The sequence below is a fragment of the Haloechinothrix halophila YIM 93223 genome (assembly GCF_000504245.1).
GTDB classification, from domain to species: Bacteria; Actinomycetota; Actinomycetes; order Mycobacteriales; family Pseudonocardiaceae; genus Haloechinothrix_A; species Haloechinothrix_A halophila.
The window spans coordinates 3,612,001-3,628,739 of the sequence record NZ_KI632509.1; the positions used below are offsets into that span (position 1 = coordinate 3,612,001).

13 protein-coding genes are annotated in these 16,739 nt (G+C 66.6%); 5 read left to right on the forward strand and 8 right to left on the reverse strand.

What is annotated here, in order from left to right; genetic code table 11:
• Positions 1 to 9: 9 nt before the first annotated feature.
• Positions 10 to 2,514, reverse strand: coding sequence for a DNA translocase FtsK (locus AMYHA_RS16590; RefSeq protein WP_034272357.1), 2,505 nt, complete (start codon positions 2,512 to 2,514; stop codon positions 10 to 12).
• A 112-nt stretch (positions 2,515 to 2,626) separates the two neighbouring features.
• Here AMYHA_RS16590 and AMYHA_RS16595 point away from each other — a divergent pair, with 112 nt between their 5' ends.
• Positions 2,627 to 3,478 carry a lysophospholipid acyltransferase family protein gene (locus AMYHA_RS16595; protein ID WP_157362176.1) on the forward strand — a complete coding sequence of 284 codons (852 nt, stop codon included), beginning with the start codon at positions 2,627 to 2,629 and terminating at the stop codon, positions 3,476 to 3,478.
• An 8-nt stretch (positions 3,479 to 3,486) separates the two neighbouring features.
• Here AMYHA_RS16595 and erm read toward each other — a convergent pair whose 3' ends face one another.
• The 3 genes from erm to AMYHA_RS16610 all read right to left on the reverse strand — a co-directional run bounded on the left by erm (position 3,487) and on the right by AMYHA_RS16610 (position 7,099).
• Complete coding sequence (gene erm / locus AMYHA_RS16600) at positions 3,487 to 4,254, reverse strand: 23S ribosomal RNA methyltransferase Erm (protein WP_034272361.1); 768 nt, start codon at positions 4,252 to 4,254, stop codon at positions 3,487 to 3,489.
• Between the two features lie 413 nt (positions 4,255 to 4,667).
• Positions 4,668 to 5,930, reverse strand: a complete 1,263-nt coding sequence (gene ltrA / locus AMYHA_RS16605; protein ID WP_231104698.1) for a group II intron reverse transcriptase/maturase — start codon at positions 5,928 to 5,930, stop codon at positions 4,668 to 4,670.
• Between the two features lie 677 nt (positions 5,931 to 6,607).
• The gene (locus tag AMYHA_RS16610; protein ID WP_034272364.1) at positions 6,608 to 7,099 is read right to left on the reverse strand and encodes an Lrp/AsnC family transcriptional regulator; all 492 of its coding nucleotides are present in this window, start codon (positions 7,097 to 7,099) and stop codon (positions 6,608 to 6,610) included.
• A 151-nt stretch (positions 7,100 to 7,250) separates the two neighbouring features.
• On the opposite strand from AMYHA_RS16610, the gene AMYHA_RS16615 reads away from it, so the two are divergent.
• From AMYHA_RS16615 to AMYHA_RS16630, 4 genes are all read left to right on the forward strand, one after another.
• Positions 7,251 to 8,246: an EamA family transporter gene (locus tag AMYHA_RS16615; protein ID WP_034272367.1), complete on the forward strand. Its 996-nt coding sequence runs from the start codon at positions 7,251 to 7,253 to the stop codon at positions 8,244 to 8,246.
• Between the two features lie 112 nt (positions 8,247 to 8,358).
• Complete coding sequence (locus tag AMYHA_RS16620; protein WP_034272370.1) at positions 8,359 to 8,667, forward strand: hypothetical protein; 309 nt, start codon at positions 8,359 to 8,361, stop codon at positions 8,665 to 8,667.
• Entirely contained in the window at positions 8,667 to 10,775 is a 2,109-nt protein-coding gene (locus tag AMYHA_RS16625) for a hypothetical protein (protein WP_034272373.1), read from the forward strand. The genes AMYHA_RS16620 and AMYHA_RS16625 overlap by 1 nt, the downstream gene beginning before the upstream one ends.
• The gene (locus tag AMYHA_RS16630; protein WP_034272376.1) at positions 10,772 to 11,917 is read left to right on the forward strand and encodes a hypothetical protein; all 1,146 of its coding nucleotides are present in this window, start codon (positions 10,772 to 10,774) and stop codon (positions 11,915 to 11,917) included. The genes AMYHA_RS16625 and AMYHA_RS16630 overlap by 4 nt, the downstream gene beginning before the upstream one ends.
• 160 nt (positions 11,918 to 12,077) lie before the next feature.
• Here AMYHA_RS16630 and AMYHA_RS16635 read toward each other — a convergent pair whose 3' ends face one another.
• The 4 genes from AMYHA_RS16635 to AMYHA_RS16650 form a co-directional block, all read right to left on the reverse strand.
• Complete coding sequence (locus tag AMYHA_RS16635) at positions 12,078 to 12,767, reverse strand: SRPBCC family protein (protein WP_034272378.1); 690 nt, start codon at positions 12,765 to 12,767, stop codon at positions 12,078 to 12,080.
• 107 nt (positions 12,768 to 12,874) lie between these two features.
• Positions 12,875 to 13,726, reverse strand: a complete 852-nt coding sequence (locus tag AMYHA_RS16640) for an FAD binding domain-containing protein (protein ID WP_034272381.1) — start codon at positions 13,724 to 13,726, stop codon at positions 12,875 to 12,877.
• Entirely contained in the window at positions 13,723 to 16,164 is a 2,442-nt protein-coding gene (locus AMYHA_RS16645) for a xanthine dehydrogenase family protein molybdopterin-binding subunit (RefSeq protein ID WP_034272383.1), read from the reverse strand. Before AMYHA_RS16645 ends, AMYHA_RS16640 begins: the two co-directional genes overlap by 4 nt.
• Positions 16,161 to 16,697: a (2Fe-2S)-binding protein gene (locus tag AMYHA_RS16650; protein ID WP_034272386.1), complete on the reverse strand. Its 537-nt coding sequence runs from the start codon at positions 16,695 to 16,697 to the stop codon at positions 16,161 to 16,163. The genes AMYHA_RS16645 and AMYHA_RS16650 overlap by 4 nt, the downstream gene beginning before the upstream one ends.
• Positions 16,698 to 16,739: the final 42 nt, after the last annotated feature.

Consider the following 16,739-nt stretch of genomic DNA (forward strand, 5'->3'; position numbering starts at 1 on the left):
ATCCCAGCGCTACTGCTCGCTCTCGCCGTCCTCCGGCGGCGAGTCACCGCGGATCATGGCCAGCGCCGACTCCAGGTCGTCCGGCTTGACCAGCACGTCGCGGGCCTTCGAACCTTCCGACGGCCCGACGACGCCCCTGGTCTCCAACAGGTCCATCAGCCTGCCTGCCTTGGCGAAACCGACGCGGAGCTTGCGCTGCAGCATCGACGTCGACCCGAACTGCGAGGTGACGATCAGCTCAGCGGCCTGTAGCAACACGTCGAGGTCGTCGCCGATGTCCTCGTCGATCGGCTTCTTCTCGGCGGCCTTCGCCGCCGTGACGCCCTCCGTGTAGGTGGGCTCCGCCTGTTCCTTGGTGAAGTTGACGACGGCGGCGATCTCGTCGTCGTCGACGAACGCACCTTGCAGCCGGACCGGCTTGCTCGTGCCCATCGGCAAGTACAGCGCGTCACCCATGCCGATCAGCTTCTCCGCGCCCGGCTGGTCCAGGATCACGCGCGAGTCGGTCAGCGACGACGTGCCGAACGCCAGCCGCGACGGCACGTTGGTCTTGATCAAGCCGGTGACGACGTCGACCGAGGGCCGCTGCGTGGCCAGCACCAAGTGGATGCCCGCCGCGCGGGCCTTCTGCGTGATCCGCACGATCGCGTCCTCGACGTCGCGGGGCGCGGTCATCATCAGGTCGGCCAACTCGTCGACGATCGCCATGATGTACGGGTACGGCCGGTACTGCCGCTCGCTGCCCGGCGGGGCGGTGATCTCGCCGCTGCGGACCTTCTTGTTGAAGTCGTCGATGTGGCGGACCCTGCTGGCCTGCATGTCCTGGTAGCGCTGCTCCATCTCCTCAACCAGCCAGGCCAGCGCGGCGGCGGCCTTCTTCGGCTGGGTGATGATGGGCGTGATCAGGTGCGGGATGCCCTCGTACGGTGTCAGCTCCACCATCTTCGGGTCGATCAGGATCATCCTGACCTCGTCCGGGGTGGCCCGCGCCAGCAACGAGACCAGCATCGAGTTGACGAAGCTCGACTTACCGGAGCCGGTGGCACCAGCGACGAGCAGGTGCGGCATCTTCGTCAGGTTCGCGGTGACGAAGTGGCCCTCGATGTCCTTGCCGAGCCCCATCACCATCGGGTGGGTGTCCTTGGCAGCCTTGGCCGACTGCAAGACGTCGGCGAGCCGGACCATCTCGCGGTCGGTGTTGGGCACCTCGATGCCAACCGCCGACTTGCCAGGAATCGGCGCGAGCAGCCGCACGTTCTCGGTGGCGGCGGCGTAGGCGATGTTCTTCGTCAGCGCGGTGATCTTCTCAACCTTCACGCCCGGTCCGAGCTCCACCTCATAGCGGGTGACCGTCGGGCCCCTCGTGAAGCCGGTGACCTGGGCGTCGATGTTGAATTGCTCCAGCACGCCGGTGATGGCCTCGATCATGCTGTCGTTGGCCTTGCTACGGCTCTTCGGCGCGTCCCCCCTGGTGAGCAGCTTCGGCGGCGGCAGCGTGTAGTCGCCCTCGACCGCACGGGTGGCGGTCATCGCCGGCTCGTTGGACGGCTTCGGTGCCTCAGGCACGGCGGCGGGAGTGGCCTTCGCCTTCGCGGCAGCCGCACTCGCGGTGTTCGCGGTGTCGTCGTCCGCGCCGCTGTCGGCGGCACCGGTGCTCTGCCGCCTGCGGGCGGGCTTGCGCAGCCGCACGTTCTCGGGAGCGGCAGCGGCGAGCTTGGCCTCTTCGGCGCGGCGTTCCTCCTGCTCACGCCGCTCGGCCGCCAGTTGCTCTCGTTCCTCCTCAGTGAGGCCCCAATTGCGCAGCCGCTCCGGGATCTCGCGCACCGGTGTGCCGGTGAATACCAGTAGGCCCCACACGAGCGCGAGCAGCAGCAACGGCACAGCGAGCCACGCCGTGACGCCGCGCGCGAGGATGTCGCCGGCGACCCAGCCTGCCCAGCCGCCCGCGTACTGCAAGCCTTCCAGCTCCTGCGGCCTGCCGTTGATGATGTGCAGGACGCCGAGCAGGGCCGCGGAGATCATCGCGGTGCCGATCACCCTGCGGGGTCGGGTCTCCGGGCGGGGACCGCTGCGCATCAGCACGATGCCGATAACGACGAGCCCGAGCGGCACGATCACAGCACCCGCACCGACCACGGTGCGAAATGCCAGCTCAACCCACCTGCCGACCGGTCCGGCCGCGCGCGCCCACGCCCCGACGGCGCCGATCAGCGCCAGCGCGATCAGGGCGAGTCCGAGGCCGTCCCTGCGATGTTCGGGTTCCAGATCCCTGCTGCGCCCCACGGCGCGCGCGACGCTGCCGACCCCGCGCGCGGTCATGTCCCAGCTACCGCGCACCACGCGCGCGGTCGTGCTCGGCTGCCTTGTCCGTGTCGACCGTGCGGACGACTTGCGGGCACTGGACGTGCGCGCGCTCGAGGAGCGGGTCCGCTTGCTCGCGGACCCGCCTCGCTGGGTCTTCTTGCCACCTCGCGTGGTCTTACTACGCCCCTTCGTCACCGTCCGGCTCGCCATACCCTCCACGGTAGTCCGATTGACTCAGCAGTCACTTGTGCCACTCGCGTCACGACCGACATTTCGGGAGTGATCCCTCACAGCCCGCGCTGGCGGTTTTCCAGCGCATGACATGCTGCTCTCTATGGTCGCGCTGCGCAAAAACAACCACGAGCGGACACGCCGATCGGCCAGCTATCACGACACGCCAGCGGTATGGCGCACCATGCTCGCGATCGACGAGCGCGTCGTCGACGTGATGGGGTCGCTGTCCGTCACCGGCGACATCGACGACGACCTGCGCGGCAAACCGTTGCTCATCGCAGCCAACCACATCGGGGTGTTCGACGCGCTCGTGCTGATGGCCGCGTGTCGCCGGATCGGCATCGCGCCCCGGTTCATGCTGGCAGGCGGACTGCTGGACGCCCCGGTACTTGGCTCCGCGCTGCGCAGGAGCGGGCATCTGCGGGTGGATCGCGGCACCGGCACGACCGCTATCGAGCAGTTCACCCACGCCACCGAGGCGCTTCGGGCGAGCACGGTGCCGCTTCTGGTGTACCCGGAAGGCAGGATCAGCCACGATCCAGGGCTGTGGCCGGAACGCGGCAAGACCGGCGCGGCGCGGCTGGCACTGGCCGCCGGGGTCCCGGTGATCCCGGTCAGCCAGTGGGGCGCCCACGAGGCGGTGTACTGGGGCACCGAGACCGTGTCAGGACTCAGCGACATCCTGCCGTTGGCCCGCTCCGGGCTGACCTCACCGGTGCGCAGGCCGAGGTTCCAGGTCCATTTCGGCGAGCCGGTCGATCTGTCCGATCTGGACCCCGGGACGCCAGGAACGCCGTGGCGAGCCCACAAACGCATCATGCGGACCATCACCGACGGGCTCATCGACCTGCGCCGCGACGAACCCGACGAGCCTCGGTTCCACGACCCGACCCGCCCGACCGACGCGACCAGCCCGTGGCGACCGAAGGGCGAAGGCTAGGACGCGGCTCACCCCGGCCCGAGCCGCCGCCACAGCGAGGCCCACTGCTCGGCGCTGAGGTCCTTGGGCAGTGCGTGCGGCGACACGCGCTCAGTGCGCAGCCATAGCCGCAGCTCTCCTCGGTTAGCTCGTCTCGTGCGGGTCAGGATCTCGCCCAGCCCCCGGCCGCGGCCGGTGAAGACGTCGCGGACGAACCGCTGGTACGCATCGCGGTCGGTGACCAGAGGATGCGTTCGCCGGGTCATGGTCAGCAGGCCACCGTCGACAGCCGGAACTGGCCGGAAGCATCGGGCGGGCACGCGCGTGTGCAGGCGGAACTCGTACCACGGCCACCATTGCGCGGTGAGCATGGTGGCGCCGCCAACACCGGCGCGGCGGCGGGCGACTTCCCACTGAACGAGCAGGATCGCGGTCTGCCATCCCCGTGCCCTGAGGAGCCGTTTGAGCACCGCGGTGGTGAGGTGGAACGGCAGGTTGCCGACCAACACGTGCGGGTGCCGAGGGAGCTGGAAACGCAGGATGTCGGCAAGGACGACCGTGACGTTCCCCGATGTGCGGCGCTGGAGTCGTCGCGCTCGCGCGGGATCGAGTTCCACGGCGGTGATCGGCCGGCCTGACCGGCTCAACGGCACCGTGATGGCGCCATCACCTGCCCCGAGTTCCACGATCGGCCCGTTCGTCCGGGCAACGAGGTCCTCGATCCTGCCGATGATCGATGGTGCGACGAGGAAGTTCTGGCCAAGTTCGTGCGATCCGCCTGGGTAGGCAGCAGACATAGGTGTGCTCCGCGAACGAGATACCGGAGCCGGGCAGCACAGGGAAGCCGCACCGGCGATGACGCCGAGAGGCGGCGGAGCTGAAGAAATGCGAGGTCAGTCCGCCGCTATGCGCGGCGGGGCCTCACGTAGAAGAAGACACTCATGCTCATACCCATCGTGGAGCACTCTAGCAACAGTTGTCGGCCGATCAACCGCATTTCGGAGCGGCTCCGGTACCTTCGTATGGCCGAACAGGACTGAGCGACAGCGCTTGCGGCATGTTGATCAGCTTCCCCCGCGGTACAACCACAATGAGTCCGTTGTGTCTGGTTCTGTTGGTCATGGCCCGGGGTAGTCGGGTGGCCCGGGGGAATCTCACCCCCGGGCTCCCTCAGAACGGAGCGTGACAGTCTCCCGTCACTCCGCTCTTCTCATCGCAGTCCCGCAAACGTGCGCACCCACCGCCAGTGGGTGAACAGTTCGGGCTCTCGATCGACGAGTCCGAACCACCACTGGGTGAAGCAGCGGTAGCCGCGCAGTCGCTTGTACTTCTTGCCTGCCCAGCGCATCAGGTAGGTGTTGATGCGCTGAAGGAGGGGATACATCTTCGACCGGTAGAACCGGCCATAGTAGTTAATCCAGCCCGCCACGATCGGGTTGATCGCCTCGGCGAGCTCGTCCAGGTCGTACCTGGTGCGTCGGTGGAGCCGCCAGCGGCGGACCTGCGCGTGCATCTTCTTGAGCGCGTCCTTGCTGACGGCAGGCTGGAAACTGACGAACAGCGTCCCGCCCTTGTCCACCGCTGCTCGCGGCTGAAACGTGTAGCCCAGGAACGTAAACGACGTGTGCTCGTACGCACCGCGCCGATTGTTGTCCTTGCAGTACACGATCCGGGTCTTGTCGGGATGCAGTTGCAGCCCCAGACCCTCCAGCCGCTCGGCCAGCGCCGCCCGCACCTGGCGGGCTTGGCGCTCGGTCACACAGTGCACGACCGCATCATCGGCGTAACGTTCGAACTCCACGGTCGGGAACTCCCGAGCCAGGAACATGTCGAACGCGTAGTGCAGCACCACATTCGCCAGGACCGGGGAGACCGCCGATCCCTGCGGGGTACCGCGATCCCGCTCGACCAGGGTGCCATCGGGCAGCTGCAGCGGCGCTGTGAGCCACCGCTTCACATACAGCAGCACCCATTTGCGGTCGGTATTGACCTTGACCGCCTTGACGACGAGACCGTGATCCAGCGAGTCGAAGAACTTACGGATGTCAAGATCGAGCACCCAGTCCTTCTTCCAACACCGCGTCCGGCACCGGGCCAGCGCATCATGCGCGGACCTGCCCGGCCGATACCCGTAGGAGTCGGGATGAAAGATCGACTCCGTCCGGGGTTCCAACTGCAGCGCGACCACGGTCTGCGCGATCCGGTCCGCCACGGTCGGAACCCCAAGGATCCGGGTCCCGTCGCCATGCGGCTTCGGTATCTCCACCGCCTTCACCGCAGGCGGAAAATACGTCCCCGACGACATCCGATTCCAGATCTTGTACAGATTGTTCCGCAGATCGGTCTCGAACATCTCCATCGTCACGCCATCCACCCCAGCGGCACCCTTATTGGCCTTAACGCGCCGATACGCCTCCCACACCAGTTGCTTCGAAATATCAAACGACTTGTCCACCGGACCTGACTTGCCCACCCGTCTCCTCCCGCGAGGACAGCTGTCCCCGGGTTGCTCGTGCGACCAAATCCACGATGAGCCGGCCCCTTCGCTCCACCCCCATTACAGGGCTTCACCACTACTACGAGCCGGTCCGCCAGCGAGCGCCGCCTCGGTACTCAACGCCTCCGGTTTCCGCCGTCGGCGCGCTCCCTCTCGCACACCCGCACCGCCGGGTGTGGACGTGCAGTATCGACACTCGCCTTCCCACGTTCCGCGCAGGAGCCGCAGACCAGACTCACGCCGCCTTCATGCCGGACACCACCTGGCCAATAAGTGGGCACCCACCAGGCTCATCCCGGGAACTCAACTTCTCCCCGGTTTCGATGCCACCTAATAGTTTCGACACCTCAACAGCGGTTCGCTCGCGCTCGTCTTCCTGATCCCCACCTGACACCTCTCGGGTGCCTTTTCCTCATCGCTCACCACGACGGTCTTCAGCCAACGCAGCATGAGGCGGTTTGACGCCTGCCCCCACAGGCCGACGCCGAAGGGCCACAACCTTCATCTCCCACACAGCACCGCATCAAGAAGCCCTACCTACATCCAGACTCCTCTCCACGCTCGTGGCGCACAGTTGATCAACTTCGACGGACGATGCGCACCATTGTTCGACCCCGGTGTCGGGAGCACGCCTGCGGCGCACGATATCGCTGTCAGCCCGACTCGGCCCGCCGCGTGGGCAGCGCGTTGCCGGTGCGGACCGGCTTGAGCACGAACAGCGTCGTGTAGCGGCGAACATTGGGGGCGTCGCTGAGCAGCCGACCAGTGACCTCGTTGTGATGGGCCATGCCGTGTGTGGCGAACACCACGACGTAGTCCCAGTCCCCGGAGACCATGTAGATCTGCTGCACTTCGGGCGCGTCCAGGAGTCGTTGCTGGAAGCGCTCGTGGCGTTCATTCGACTCGCGGTCGAGCGTGACGACGCAGACCGCGAGGATCAGATCCGACGTCGCCTCCGGCGCGAGTTCGACCACGGTGCGTGCGATGACGCCGTGTTTCTTGAGCCGGGTGATGCGACGTTGCACCGCGCTTGGCGACAACCCAACCCGCTCCCCCAGCGCGCTCAACGTCTGGTCGGCGTCGCGCTGCAACACGGCGAGCAGGTCGTGGTCGATGTCGTCTAGTGGGACCTCGGATCGCGGCATGCAAAAATCTTGCGCTTCGGTGGGAATTTTTTCAATCGCGGCGCGCGGCGGCCGGGCTACCGTCGAGAGCGGTCCCCGCCCCCAGCCCGGCCTGGCCCAGTCCACCCCAGCCCGGCGAGGGCGTTCCCACGAACCCCGAGGATGTCCCACCGTGACGACGACTGAAGTCGCCCCTGCGCGCACGCAGGACGCGCGGGCGCACCGCTGGCGCGGACTGGCGCTGATCTTGGCCGCATCGCTGTTCTTCGGTAGCTCCGGCACGATCGGCAAACCGGCGATGCAAGCTGGTTTGTCGCCGGAACAGGTGGCCTCGGCGCGAATCGTGATCTCAGCGCTGGTGCTGCTCGTGGGGGTGGCGCTGCTGCGGCCCTCGCTGCTGCGAGTGCGGCCTGGCGAGTGGCGGGTGCTGGTGGCCTACGGCCTGTTCGCCGTCGCCGGGGTGCAGTTGTTCTACTTCATCTCCGCGTCGCGGGTGCCGGTCGGCGTCGCGATTCTGCTTGAGTTCACCTCACCGGTGTTGATCGCGTTCTGGGTGCGCTTCGTGCGCGGCGTCCGGCTACCTCGGCCGATGTGGGCCGGGATCGCGCTCGCGATGACCGGGCTGGCGATGGTCGCCAGAGTGACTGACGGCCTGCAGCTGGACACGCTCGGTCTACTCGCCGGACTGGGCGCGGCGGTGTGTTCCGCGGTGTATTTCCTGCTCGGCGAGCACGGCGTCAGCACCCGCCACCCGCTCGGGATGGTCACCTGGGGCATGGTGTTCGGCGCGCTGGCGATGTGCGCGGTCGCGCCGCCATGGACGTTTCCGACCGAGGCGCTGACGGCGTCCGCGAGCTTCGGGCCGTGGCAGCCGCCGGTATACGTGCTGCTGATCGCCGTCGCACTGATCTCGACAGTGCTGGCCTACCTCGCGGGCATCACGGCACTGCGCTACCTGCCCGCGTCGGTGGCGAGTGTGCTGGGACTGTGCGAGCCGCTGGTGGCAACGGCGATGGCGTGGGCGCTGCTCGGTGAGGCGCTGGCGGTGGTGCAGTTGGTGGGTGCGGCAGTGCTGCTCACCGGGGCGACGATCGTGCAGCTCCAGTCGGGGCGGGCGCAACCGGGTACTCCGGCGGAGCCACTGCCGGATACGGTCCGCGAGGCCTGACCAGGCAGCACGCGCATCGCGAATCCACGTGTGAGTGAGCGGAAACGCCCACGTGAGCAGGAAGGGCCTGCTACGTTTCGCATCGAGACGTATACAGCCAGTGGGGGTAGCGATGAGCGACAGCCATGTCGACCTGGAAAGCCTACGGTCGGTGGCGCGGAAGACGGACGCCATTGCCGAAGGGCGCCCCGATGCGGTGTCACGCGCGGCCAACGGTGTCGCCGAGGCGATGCCAGGCAATGAAGGCAGCCCAACAGCCGAGATGCTGCGCGTTCGCTTCGACAACTGGGTGGAGAACTACGAGTTGCTCTCCAAACAGGTCACCGGCTTCGCTGAGGACCTGAACAACGCCATCTCGACCTGGGACGAGATCGAGAACACCAGCACGGATCTGTTCACCCGCTACGGCAAGGACCTCTGATGGACTTCGCCGATCTGATGCGCGCGAAACCGGCCGGATACAACGCCGCCGCGGACGCGCTCCGGCGCTTCGGTGAGGACGTACGCGACCGCGCCGTCGACTACTGGAACCAAGTCGCACAGCCGCTGAAAGACACCTCGTCTTCGGGGCTGTGGGGCGGCGCTGCCGCCGACGCAGCGCAGGTGCCGATGATGGATTTGCAACTCGCGTTGAACCGCGCGGCGGACCAGATCGAGGCGGTGCCCCAAATCCTGACGCAGTACGCCTCCGATTTGGAAGGGTTTCAACGACGTCTTGATGGCATCGTCGCTGAGGCGCGCACAGTGGGCGCGGAGATCAGTGACACCGGACAGGTCACGGTGTCGGCGCAAGTCCAGCAAAACAATCCTGACCGGCCCGATCTCGCCCAAGAGATCGCCAATGACATCGCACGCCTCCTTGAGCAAGCGACCCAGCGCGACGTCGACTGCTCGGTGGAGCTCCGCGACGCGCTCGCGGACGAAACGTTGGACGCCCACGACGTCGGCACTCAGTACCGGGACGCCATCAAGGACGCCAACCGCGCGGCGCGGTTGCTGCAAGAAGGCTCCCTCAACGACATGTCCGACACGCTTCCGGCACTGCTGCGGGAGAACGCGGACAACCCCGAGTTCGCGGCAGCGCTGTTCAACCAACTCGGTGGCAAGGGCACCGTGGAGGCATTGGAACGGCTCGCCATGTTGCGCGGGATGGACGAGGGCTTTGCCCGTGCCGGGGCTGGGCGTAGTCAAGCTGATGAACTCGACGCGATTCACACCGAGCTGGGCAAGGCGCTGGCGATGGCCACCGATCCCGACTCAGCGTTCCATGTCGATATGTCCGCTGACTCCAAGTGGATGCACGATTTCAGGGCGGCAGGTAAAGAAACGTTCGGCGGGAGCGCCGTCACCGATCCGGTGACCGGCTACCAAGTCATCGGCGGTGTGTTGCGCAACGGCACCTTTTCGGAGGAGTTCCTCGACGTCGTCAGCGACGACATGTACGCCATGGAGCAGAGCGACCCCGACGTGTTCAAGGTCGCTACGGACGCCAAGGTCGACCCCAACCCGCTCGACGGTCTTATGGTCGCGATGGAGAAGAATCCCGAAGCGGCGACAGAGTTCTTCTCCCAGACTCCGGAGCGGATTGATTACATGCTCGACCGCAACGGCGCGCATGGTCACGAGGAGTCAGGGCAAGCCCACGTCATCGACGCGATCGACGCAGCCACGAGGGGAGCCGACCCAGGCTCTCAGCGTGCCGAGATTTTTGAGCGCGCTGTTCAACATGTTGGCGACCGGTCAGCCGACGCTGTCGGGCTAGTTAACCATCAAGCACGGGAAAGTATGGGCCAGTTGCTGCAGGGCCAAATGGGGCAGGTCCACGACGCCTTCGGCGGCGCGGACAACGTCAACTTCGATCCCGCTACCGATGCGGCTCTTAACCGTGTGATCGGCGACGTCGCGCACAGCCCGGAGGCCTATGCGCGACTAGCAAACGCCGAACGCGCCTACACGGTCGCCAACATGCACGCCGCAGCGGAAGCGGGTAACGCAGATGTACTCGTCAACGAGGCAAAGAAAATGGGCGGTCTCATGGCACAACTCGACGCGGGACGAGCCGAAGCGCTCGGTCAGGAATGGGACGAGAGGCAAGAAGATTACAACAATCGAGTCAACGCTATCGCTCAAATCGGCGGTCTCGCCGTTGACCACGCGCTCGGTGCCGTCCCCGGCGCCGATGACATCACACGACCCCTCGTTGATCACCTGGTCGAAAGCGCGAAGGTGGACTACAGCGAAAACGCTATAGCAGACCAGAGCGGCGTATTTGATGACTCACGAGGGGACCTCAAAGAAGTCGCCAAGAACTACATCTGGAACTATCAGCTACACGGCCAAGATCTTCCGGAATCGCTCATGCGAGGCAGCGACCCCGTCCCGTTCAACGAGATGACCGCGGACCAGCGGGAAACCTTGAACACCTGGATGCGGGATCATGCCAAGTTCGACCAACTCGCCGGAGATATCGAGGGCGCCTATAACGAGGGTGCCGCTCATGCCCGGCTCAGCCAAACAGGCGGGGCATGATGCGAGCACGTTTCCTTGTCGTCGGTGCGATCACCGCACTCACCGCGACTCTCGTCGCTGGTTGCGATTCCTCCGCCGAGGAGACGCCCTCAGCCAACTCCATCGAGTGCGGCGTCATTGACGCGAGCGCGCTGCGTGAGACCGTCCGCTTACCCGAAATGCGCGTCAACACCTTCACCGGCATGCGCGAGATCTCCAACGACACCATCGTGGAACAGCTCGAACAGGGAACGTGGGAATGCACGTTCTCCTGGCCAGGCAAAGGAACACTCGCCCTCAATCTCAGCGATGACGTCGGCACGACCGGTGTTGAGATCAGTCGGCCAGACACCGTCTCGCTGGGCGAGGGACTGGATGGCGCCGTGTATCGAGCGTGGGAGAAGGAGCCGCTGTCCCAAGGGGGCTATCTGACCTTCCCGTGCCGGTCAGGACGGTTCCAGGATGACGGAACAGCGTACGCACTGACAACGAGCATCCACTCCGACTACCCGGACGGTGATGTGCCGAGTTATCAACAACTCGCCACGATCTATGTCACAACCGCGAACGCGATCCGGGAAACCATGGGGTGCGAAGGCGATCCCTACCGCCTGCCCGATCTTCCCACCGCACCGCCGACGCCGCTGCCGTTGAACCAAACCGATCAACCGTGCGACACGTTCACCGCAGACCAACTCAGCACGGTGCTGCCCGGCGCGAAGGACGGCAGCACGGCATGGCACGTCTGGGAAGCTCCCGGAGATGCGTTTCCTTCCATCGCGTGCCAGATCTGGCGCGAGCGTGACCCGAGCACCGACCCCCCGGTGAACGAGGACGAGCCAGCGCATCTACTGGGTCCACGGGTTGGTTTTTCCCGCATCACTGGTAGCGCGGCAGTCAACTACGATCTCGCGGAAGCCCAGGAGCTGCTGCACAACGTCGAGCCGTGGAACCGCTTTGGTGGCAAGGGATTCCACGCGGACAATCAGGCGCAGAACAAGAACAAAGATAACGAAATGCGACTCAAGCGGACCTGCGGCGACGAAACCCATGTCTACGTCGGTGCGTACGCGCCACACACCGTCACCCGCACCCAGCACGAGAAGCTGTTCACGCAGTGGGTGCGTGCGCAGGCGCAACGCGACGGCTGTCCGGTGACATAGTTGCGCACACTGTTGATCAGCTTGCCGCACGCTGTGACCACGAGAATACGACAAAACGGTCGTGGCGTGGTTCTAGCGCGCAGGAAGCTGATCAACTTCGGTCCGCAGCCGCGCCGACAGGCATCGACAGGGTGCCCGCGCGTGCACCCTGTCGACGTCGTCAGCCCTTGCCGCAGGCGCGCACGATCACCACCACAGCCGCGATGGCTGCAAGCACTGCCACAACTGGGAGGACGCGCTTGAGGACAGGCGCGCCCGCGACGCCCATCAGGTCGAGTGGCTCCCGCTCCCGCGGTGCTACCGGCTCGCCGGATTCACCCGACTCGCGGGCTTCCTCGGCGGCCATCGTGTCCGGGGAGGCCTCCGTCGTCGCGGCGGCACCGGTGGCACCGGATGTCGCGGCCTTCGCCGGAGCGAGCTCGCCCGCGAGATTCGCCGCGAACTCCGCCAGCAGCCTGCCGCTGACCTCCGAGATCAATCCTCGTCCAAATTGCGCGGGCTTGCCGGTCACCTTGACGTCGCTGATCACGCTTCCGGTGGTGCGCTCACCGTTGCCGGTCAGCGTCACGGTGGATCTCGTCGCCGCCGTGCCAGCGCCCCGCACATCCTTGCCGGACGCGCTGATGACCAGCTTGTGCGCGGATTCGTCCTTCTCGACGAACTCGCCGGTGCCCTTGTACTGCATCATCACCGGTCCGAGCTTGACCTTCACCTTCGCGGTAAAGGTGTCGCCCTCGACGCCGGTCAGCGTCGCACCCGGCATACACGGCGCTACCCGTTCCGGGTCCTGCAGCGCCTGCCACACCTCGGTGATCGGCGCTTCCACCGCGAACTCGTGCTCAAGCTGCACGGTGCCTCCTCTCTGTACGCTCACCTGTCGACATGTGCACCGCGCGGAGCGGGCACATGTCGACAGGCAGCCAGATCACACTGCCGCGACGGGCAGATCGGCGCTGTTCAGCCGCAGGCCGCGGTGACCGCGCGGGAGGTGAGCACCTTGGCGAGATGCTCCCGGTAGGCGGCATCGGCGTTGCCGTCCGCTACCGGCATGGTGCCCTCCACCGCGTGCTCGGCCGCTGCCTTGATGGCCTCCGGCGTGGCCTCCTGTCCGATCAGGGCGCGCTCGACCCCGGTGGCTCGCACCGGCACCGACGACATGTTCGTCAGCCCGACCCGAGCCTGCTGGATCGTGTGCCCCTCGACCTGCACAGCAGCCGCGACGCCGACGATCGACCACGCCTGCGCCACCCGGTTGAACTTCTCATAGTGCGCGTGCCAGCCGGTGTACTTCGGCACCCGCACATCGGTGAGCAGTTCACCCTGACGCAATGCGGTGGTGAAGTAGTCCACGAAGAACTCGCTGGCCGGAATGACCCGCCTGCCGTCCATGCCGTGCACCACCATCTCCGCATCCAGCGCGAGCGCCGGGGCGAGCAGATCACCCGCCGGATCGGCGTGCGCCAGCGAGCCACCGAACGTGCCGCGATGCCGCACCTGCGGGTCGGCCACCGTCGACGTCGCCATGGCGATCAGCTGCGCGTGCTCGGCGATCAACGGGTCCCGCACGACGTCGTAGTGCGAGGTCATCGCGCCGATCACCAGCGCGTTGCCCTCCTCACGGACGCCGCGCAGCTCCGCCACCTTGCCGAGGTCGATGAGCTTCGTCGGCGCGGCGAGCCGCATCCGCAACACCGGAATCAGGCTCTGCCCGCCCGCGAGCACCTTCGCATCCTCGCCAGCGTCGGCGAGCGCGCGGACCGCGTCGTCCACTGTGGTCGGAGCGACGTAGTCGAATTCGGCCGGGATCATCGTGCGCCTCCTTGGGTGTCGAGCGAGCCCACTCCGCCGCCTGACTCACTGCCCGGCCCAGCGGCTGACTGGGCACCGCCTTGGATCGCCTGCCACACCCGCATCGGGGTGCACGGCATCTCGACGTCGTTGACGCCGAAGTGCCGGATGGCGTCGACGATCGCGTTGACCACCGCGGGTGTCGACGCGATGGTGCCCGCCTCACCGACACCCTTGACGCCGAGCGCGTTCGTCGTCGACGGGGTTTCGGTGCGGTCGGTGGTGAACGACGGCATGTCCGCCGCCGATGGCACCAGGTAGTCGGCGAGCGTGCCGGTCATCAGCGTGCCGGACTCGTCGTAGACCGCCTCCTCGAACAATGCCTGCGCGATGCCCTGGACAAGGCCACCGTGCACCTGGCCCTCCACGATCAGCGGGTTGACCACCTTGCCGACATCGTCGACGCACACGTACGAACGCAGCCGTACCTGCCCGGTCTCGGTGTCGACCTCGGCGGCACACAGGTGTGTGCCGTGCGGGAAGGAGAAGTTCTCCGGGTCGAACGTGGCATCGGCGTCCAGCGAGGGCTCTACCCCGTCTGGCAGGTCGTGCGCCGCGAACACCGCGAGTGCGATGTCGGTGATGCCCGTCGAGGTGTCGGTGCCGCGCACGGTGAACTTGCCGCCGGAGAACTCGAGGTCGTCCGGCGAGCACTCCATCATGTGCGCCGCGATCGGCTTGGCCTTCTCGATCACCTTGTCGGCGGCGGCCAGCACCGCCATGGCGCCGACAGTCAGCGACCGCGATCCGTACGTGTCGAGCCCGCGCGGCGAGGATTGCGTGTCGCCGTGCAGCACCTCGATGTCCTCGAACGGCACGCCGAGCCGGTCGGCCACGATCTGGCTCCACGCCGTCTCGTGGCCCTGTCCGTGCGCTGAGGACCCGGTGATCACTTCGACCTTGCCGGTGGGCAGCATCCGGATCGCACCGTGCTCCCAGCCACCTGCCCCATAGGACAGCGAGCCGAGCACCCGCGACGGAGCGAGCCCGCACATCTCGGTGAAGGTCGAGATCCCGATGCCGAGCTGCACCGTGTCACCGCGCTGCCGCCGCTCAGCCTGCTCGCGGCGCAGCCCGTCGTAGTCGAACAGCTCCTTGGCCTTGGCGGTGGCGGCCTCGTAGTTGCCCGAGTCGTAGGTCAACGTCGAGACCGTGGTGTACGGGAACTCCTCGTGCTTGATCCAGTTTTTCTCGCGCAGCTCGAGTGGCTCCATGCCGAGCTCGGCGGCGAGCTCGTCCATCATCCGTTCGATCGCGAACGTGGCCTCCGGCCTGCCCGCGCCTCGGTAGGCGTCGGTGGGCGTCTTGGTGGTGAACACGTTCGTGCAGGAGAAGTGATACGCCGGGATCTTGTAGATCGCGTTGTACATGAACGCGCCAAGGATCGGCACGCCAGGCGTGACCAGCCGCAGGTAGGCGCCCATGTCGGCGAGCAGCTCCACCTTCAGCCCGGTGACGGTGCCGTCCCGCTGAGCCGCGATGGTCAGCTTCTGCAGCTGGTCGCGGCCGTGGTGTGCGGAGGAGAGCGACTCCGAGCGGGACTCGGTGTACTTCACCGGCCTGCCGAGCTGCTGTGCCAGCAGGAAGGTGATGACCTCCTCCGGTGTCACCTGAAGCTTGCCACCGAACCCGCCGCCGACGTCCGGTGCGATCACCCGCACCTTGTGCTCCGGCACGCCCAGCGTCATCGCCAGCATCAGCCGCAGGATGTGCGGTACCTGCGTCGCCGACCACATAGTGACCTGCTCGCCCGTCGGGTCCACGACGACCGACCGGGGCTCCATGAACGCCGGGATCAGCCGTTGCTGCCGGAAGGTGCGCTCGACGGTGACTTCGGCACTCGCGATGGCCTCATCGACGTTCCCGCCGGTCCCCGCCTCGGCGGAGTCGAACACCCAGGTGGCGCTCTTGTTGGTGCCGAGATCGGGGTGCACCAGGTCGGCGCCGTCGGCGATGGCCTCCGCCATGTCGAGCACGACGGGCAGTTCGTCGTAGTCGACGTCGATGCCTTCCAGCGCGTCGTGCGCCTCCGCCGCCGAGCGCGCTACGACGGCCGCCACGACCTCACCGGCGAAGTTGACCTGGTTGACCGCCATCGACGGCGCGTCCGGCGACTTCATGTCTTCGGTGATCGGCCACGCGCACGGCAGACTGCCTTGCGAGTCGGCCAGGTCGGCGCCGGTGACCACGGCGAGCACGCCCGGCATCTGCCGGGCCTCCGAGGTGTCGATGTTGGTGATCCGCGCGTGCGCCATCGGACTGCGCAGCATCGCCATGTGCAGCATGCCGGGCAGGCTGATGTTGTCGGTCCAGCGCGTCCGCCCGGTGATCAGCCGCGCGTCCTCCTTGCGCAGCCGCCCCTTACCTACTTCCAGGCTTGGTTCCGCAGCGGTGGTCATGACCGGTGCACCCCCGCCTGCGCGCCACGGATGACGTCCTCGTTCATCCGTTCTGCCTCCGGTCCAGCGCCCGGCCGCATCTCGTGGGCCGCGTCGCGGACCGCGCGGACGATGTTCTGGTACCCGGTGCAGCGGCACAGGTTGCCTTCGATGCCCTCGCGGACGGCCTGCTCATCCGGGTCCGAGTTCTCCGCGAGCAGGTCGATCGACTGCATGATCATGCCAGGGGTACAGAACCCGCACTGGAGGGCGTGGTTGTCGTGGAACGCCCGCTGCACCGGATGCAGCTGACCGTCCCGTGCCAGCCCTTCGATAGTGGTGACCTCGCAGCCGTCCGCCTGGACCGCGAGCACCGAACAGGACTTCACACTGTGTCCGTCAAGGTGGACGGTGCAGGCACCACAGTTACTGGTGTCGCAGCCGACCACGGTGCCGACTTTCCCCAGCCGCTCGCGCAGGTACTGAACGAGCAGCAGTCTCGGCTCCACTTCGTCGGTATACGTCGTTCCATCAACGGTGACGGTGATACGCATGGGGCCTCCAGCATTTGATGGCAAGCGCCCGGCGGGTCTTTC

What these genes read in the sequence shown, in the direction of transcription:
- AMYHA_RS16610 (WP_034272364.1), bottom strand. Translation starts at nt 7,099, where the DNA reads ATGCCGCGATCCGAGGTCCCACTAGACGACATCGACCACGACCTGCTC.
- AMYHA_RS16630 (WP_034272376.1), top strand. Translation starts at nt 10,772, where the DNA reads ATGATGCGAGCACGTTTCCTTGTCGTCGGTGCGATCACCGCACTCACC.
- AMYHA_RS16645 (WP_034272383.1), bottom strand. Translation starts at nt 16,164, where the DNA reads ATGACCACCGCTGCGGAACCAAGCCTGGAAGTAGGTAAGGGGCGGCTG.
- erm (WP_034272361.1), bottom strand. Translation starts at nt 4,254, where the DNA reads ATGTCTGCTGCCTACCCAGGCGGATCGCACGAACTTGGCCAGAACTTC.
- AMYHA_RS16650 (WP_034272386.1), bottom strand. Translation starts at nt 16,697, where the DNA reads ATGCGTATCACCGTCACCGTTGATGGAACGACGTATACCGACGAAGTG.
- AMYHA_RS16595 (WP_157362176.1), top strand. Translation starts at nt 2,627, where the DNA reads ATGCTGCTCTCTATGGTCGCGCTGCGCAAAAACAACCACGAGCGGACA.
- AMYHA_RS16640 (WP_034272381.1), bottom strand. Translation starts at nt 13,726, where the DNA reads ATGATCCCGGCCGAATTCGACTACGTCGCTCCGACCACAGTGGACGAC.
- AMYHA_RS16590 (WP_034272357.1), bottom strand. Translation starts at nt 2,514, where the DNA reads ATGGCGAGCCGGACGGTGACGAAGGGGCGTAGTAAGACCACGCGAGGT.
- AMYHA_RS16625 (WP_034272373.1), top strand. Translation starts at nt 8,667, where the DNA reads ATGGACTTCGCCGATCTGATGCGCGCGAAACCGGCCGGATACAACGCC.
- AMYHA_RS16620 (WP_034272370.1), top strand. Translation starts at nt 8,359, where the DNA reads ATGAGCGACAGCCATGTCGACCTGGAAAGCCTACGGTCGGTGGCGCGG.